At 71.1% G+C, this 4,279-nt stretch carries 5 protein-coding genes; 1 reads left to right on the forward strand and 4 read right to left on the reverse strand.

All coding sequences use genetic code 11. From position 1 onward, the window contains the following. Both G3I19_RS34950 and G3I19_RS34955 read right to left on the reverse strand, forming a co-directional pair. Window positions 1–450 (reverse strand): class II fructose-bisphosphate aldolase (locus G3I19_RS34950; RefSeq protein WP_203601032.1); only part of this gene is annotated, 450 nt, incomplete at its 3' end. A gap of 3 nt (window positions 451–453) precedes the next feature. Then, window positions 454–1,338 (reverse strand): SIS domain-containing protein, encoded by an 885-nt coding sequence (locus G3I19_RS34955; protein WP_164267714.1) that lies wholly within the window; start codon window positions 1,336–1,338, stop codon window positions 454–456. A gap of 124 nt (window positions 1,339–1,462) precedes the next feature. Here G3I19_RS34955 and G3I19_RS34960 point away from each other — a divergent pair, with 124 nt between their 5' ends. Further along, on the forward strand, window positions 1,463–2,248 hold the full coding sequence (locus G3I19_RS34960; RefSeq protein WP_164267715.1) for a DeoR/GlpR family DNA-binding transcription regulator: 786 nt from the start codon (window positions 1,463–1,465) through the stop codon (window positions 2,246–2,248). 57 nt (window positions 2,249–2,305) lie between these two features. On the opposite strand, the gene G3I19_RS34965 is transcribed toward G3I19_RS34960, so the two are convergent. After that, window positions 2,306–3,505, reverse strand: a complete 1,200-nt coding sequence (locus tag G3I19_RS34965) for a Gfo/Idh/MocA family oxidoreductase (RefSeq protein ID WP_164267716.1) — start codon at window positions 3,503–3,505, stop codon at window positions 2,306–2,308. A 263-nt stretch (window positions 3,506–3,768) separates the two neighbouring features. Continuing rightward, window positions 3,769–4,279, reverse strand: a 511-nt coding sequence (locus G3I19_RS34970) for a 4'-phosphopantetheinyl transferase superfamily protein (protein ID WP_164267717.1), incomplete at its 5' end; no start/stop codon positions are given.

Below are 4,279 nucleotides of genomic sequence, written 5' to 3' on the forward strand. Positions count from 1 at the left end.
GTCCAGCGGCGGCGCGCCGTCCTTGCCGCCGACCTCGCCCAACTCGGCCTCGATCCACAGCCCCTGGGCGTGCGCCCAGGCGGCCGCGGACCGGGTCGCGGCGAGGTTCTCCGCGTACGGCAGATGCGCGGCGTCGTACATCACCGAGCTGAACCCGGCGTCGGCGGCCTGCCGCAGCAGAGCGTCGCTCTTCACATGGTCGAGGTGGAGGGCGACCGGTACGGATGCCGCAGCGGCCAGTTCCGCGGCGGCGCGGGCCAGCGGAAGCACCTGGCCCTGCCGGTACTTCACCGCGTTCTCGCTGATCTGCAGGATCACCGGGGCACCGGCGGCCTCGGCGCCGGAGATCACGGCCTCCGCGTGCTCCAGCGTGATGATGTTGAACGCGGCCACCGCGCCGCGCCGCGCGGCGGCACCGGCGACCAGCGCTCCGCTCTCGGCAAGGGCCATCGCTCAGCCCTCGTCGAGGATGACGGAGCGGGTGAGGTGGCGCGGCGAGTCCGGGTCGAGGCCGCGGGCGGCCGCGATGGCGACGGCGAGACGCTGCGCCCGTACCAGCTCGGCGAGCGGGTCGAGACCGCCGGCCACCCACATTCCGCCGGTGGCGCGGACCTGCTCCTCCAGGCCCTCCGGGGTCTCGCCGAACATCCAGGTGGCGGTCCCTTCGGTGGTGATGCTGATCGGGCCGTGGCGGTACTCCATGGCCGGGTACGCCTCGGTCCAGGAGAGCGACGCCTCCCGCATCTTCAGCGCGGCCTCCTGCGCCAGACCGTTGCTCCAGCCGCGGCCGAGGAAGGTGAACTGCGAGCAGTCGACGAGCCCTTCGGGCAGCGGCTCGGCGAGCGCGGTCCGCACGTCGGCCACGACGGAGTCCGTGTGCAGACCGAGGTGGGCGCGGAGCAGGGTGAGCGCGGTGGTCGCGAACCGGGTCTGGACGACGGACTGCTCGTCGGCGAAGTCGAGGACGACGATGTCGTCGGCGGCCTCCATCACCGGGGTCTTGGGGTCACCGGTGATGGCGGTCGTACGGGCCTTTCCGCGTACCCTGGCGAGGAGTTCGAGCACTTCGGTCGTGGTGCCCGAGCGGCTGAGCGCGATCACCCGGTCGTAGCTGCGGCTGAAGGGGAACTCGGACGCGGCGAACGCATCGGTCTCGCCCTGCCCGGCCCCCTCCCGCAGCGCGGCCACCGCCTGCGCCATGAACCACGAGGTGCCGCAGCCGACGATCGCGACGCGCTCACCGGCGGCCGGCAGCGCCGCCGCCTGGCTCCCGGCCAGCGCCGCGGCGCGCTCCCAGCACTCGGGCTGACTGGCCAGCTCGTTCTGGACATGGCTCATGCTGATCCACCCCTCAAAGTATTGATTGTTTCTGCAAGATACTTCCTTGTTTCAAGCACAATCAAGCACGTAGACGTTTCTGGGTTAAGGTCACAGCGTTCCACCGAAGAGGAGAGTGCGAGAGATGTCCCAGTCCCGCGACGCGCGTTGGAAGGCACTCCTGGAACTGCTCGTCGAGCAGGGCCGTCTCGATGTCGAAGCGGCGGCTCTCGCGCTCGATGTCTCGGCCGCCACCATCAGGCGCGATTTCGACCAGCTCGCCCAGCAGCAGATGCTGGTACGCACCCGCGGCGGCGCCGTCGTCCACGGTGTCAGCTACGAACTCCCGCTCCGCTACAAGACGGCCCGCCGCGCCTCCGAGAAGCAGCGCATCGCGCAGGCCGTCGCCGAGCTGATCACCGCGGGCGAGGCGGTGGGCCTGACCGGCGGCACCACCACCACCGAGGTGGCCCGCGCGCTCGCGATCCGGCCGGATCTGGCGTCCGGGACCCCGGCGCTGACCGTCGTGACCAACGCACTGAACATCGCCAACGAGCTGGCGATCAGGCCCCAGTTCAAGATCGTGGTGACCGGCGGGGTCGCCCGCCCCCAGTCGTACGAGCTGACGGGCCCCCTCGCCGACGGTGTCCTCGGCCAGATCACCATGGACACCGCCGTCCTCGGCGTGAACGGCTTCGACGTCACCCATGGCGCCGCCGCACACCACGAGGACGAGGCGGGCATCAACCGACTGCTGTGCGAGCGGGCCGAGCGGGTGGTCGTCGCCGCGGACTCCACCAAGCTCGGCACCCGCGCCTTCGCCCGGATCTGCACCACCGATCAGGTGGACACGCTGGTCACGGACACCGGCATCAGCGAGGAGATGACAGCCCTCTTCACCGACGCCGGCGTCGAAGTCATCGCCGTGTGAGCGGCCGCCGCGGTACGAGCGGCGACCGCGGCGTGCGCGGCCATCAGGGGGGAGCGGTCACCGCGGGGCGGGCGCCGGGGCCGCGTCCCGCCGCTGACCCGACTCGAAGTAGGCGATCAGCTCCGGGTCGAGCGGCGGCACATCGTACGGCGCACCGCCGTCCCGGAGTGACTGCGTGGCCATCACTCCGGCGGCCACACTCATCCGGGCCGCGACCGGCGAGGTGTCGGTGACCCCGCCGTCCCTGACGAAGCGGCAGAACTCGCCGATGATCCGCTCGTCCGAACCGCCGTGCGAGCCCTTCGACTCGGGCACCTTGTAGACCGCGTCGGCGTCGGCCCGGTAGCCGGTGGGCCCGGTGTTCCAGACCTTCACCTCGTCGCCGGGCCGGTCGCCGAAGTTCTCCAGGCGCCCCTCGGTCCCGATGACCGTGTAGTTGCGGAAGTAGTCGGGGCTGAAGTGGCACTGCTGGTAGGCGGCGATCACACCGTTGTCCAGCCGCATGTTCATGACGGACACATCCTCGACGTCCACCACGTGGTTGAGGTCCTTGCGGGTGGCCGGGGGCCAGTCGAACTCCCGCAGCCAGCCGTCCGGCCGGGGGGTGCCCGGCTCGCGGCGCGGCAGGTCCCCGTACACCATCAGGTCGCCCATGGCGTTGACCCGCGAGGTGTAGCCGTTCGCCAGCCAGTGCACCACGTCGATGTCGTGCGCGGCCTTCTGGAGCAGCAGCCCGGTGGTGCGGGTGCGGTCGGCGTGCCAGTCCTTGAAGTAGTAGTCGCCGCCGTACGAGACGAAGTGCCGTACCCACACGGTCTTCGGCTCACCGATGTCGCCGCGCGCGATGATGTCGCGCATCAGCCGCACCACGCCCATGTGCCGCATGTTGTGGCCGACGTAGAGCCGGGTGCCGGTCTCGTACGCGGTGCGCAGGATGGTGTCGCACTGCTCGACGGTGATACCGAGCGGCTTCTCCACGTACACCGGCTTGCCCGCCCGCAGGATGTCGCAGGCGACGGCCTCGTGGGTGTCGTCGGGGGTGGCCACGACGAGGGCGTCGACGGTGTCGTCGTCGAGCAGCTTGCGGTAGTCGTCCACCGCGACGGCCCCGGGGAACCGGTCAGCGACCCCGGCCCGCACGGCCGGGTCGGTGTCGGCGACGGCGGCCACGACGGACCCGGCGCCGGGGTGGTGGGCGGCATCGGCCAGATTGGCCCGCAGACCGAGGCCGACCACTCCGATACGGAGGTCTTGCATGGTGCTCCTTAAACGCAGATGTGCGGAAGCGGTGCGGTACGGCCGGTCGGCTGTGGTGTCGCCTGCTGTCCAGTGCGGCGGAATCCGGTGTCCTGACCTGCCACGTCGCACTGATCCTGCCCTGCACCCGCCATAAATGACAAGAGCTGCTCGGAAAAACCTCGGTTAGCGCAGTTACGAGCACGCACGCGCACACTTCACGCACTGTTCGAGCATGGTGCCCTGTCCGAGCAGGACACCGCTGCCCGAGCGGCGCGCCGCTGTCAGTGGTGGACGGCGACCGTGGTGCGGATCAGGCCGTTCTCGATCGCCCAGGTCCCGTCGAACCCGGTGAGCCGCTCCCCGGCGACCACGGGGCCGGGCACCAGCAGCCGGGCGGTGAACGTGCCCGTGTCCGGATCCGGCGTGATCACGGCCTCGTCGAATCCGAGCCACCGGCCGGTGATCGGATACCACGCCTTGTACACGCTCTCCTTGGCGCTGAAGAGCAGCCGGTCCCAGCAGACGTCCGGGTTACGCGCGGCCAGCTCCGGCAGGTGCCGCCGCTCCTCGTCCACGGTGACCAGCCGCAGCTCCCCCTCGCCCGGCATCGGGAGATGGGGCTCGGCGTCCATGCCCAGCGATACGACGCCGGACGCGCGGGCCACCGCGGCCGCACGGTAACCGGCGCAGTGCGTCAGGGCGCCGACGATCCCGACGGGCCACAGCGGCTCGCCCCGCGCACCGCTCAGGATCGCGGCGGGCGCCACCCCCAGCCCGGCCAGCGCCGCGCGG

It is taken from the genome of Streptomyces sp. SID10853, assembly GCF_010548145.1.
Classification (GTDB): domain Bacteria; phylum Actinomycetota; class Actinomycetes; order Streptomycetales; family Streptomycetaceae; genus Streptomyces.

What these genes read in the sequence shown, in the direction of transcription:
- G3I19_RS34965 (WP_164267716.1), bottom strand. Translation starts at nt 3,505, where the DNA reads ATGCAAGACCTCCGTATCGGAGTGGTCGGCCTCGGTCTGCGGGCCAAT.
- G3I19_RS34955 (WP_164267714.1), bottom strand. Translation starts at nt 1,338, where the DNA reads ATGAGCCATGTCCAGAACGAGCTGGCCAGTCAGCCCGAGTGCTGGGAG.
- G3I19_RS34960 (WP_164267715.1), top strand. Translation starts at nt 1,463, where the DNA reads ATGTCCCAGTCCCGCGACGCGCGTTGGAAGGCACTCCTGGAACTGCTC.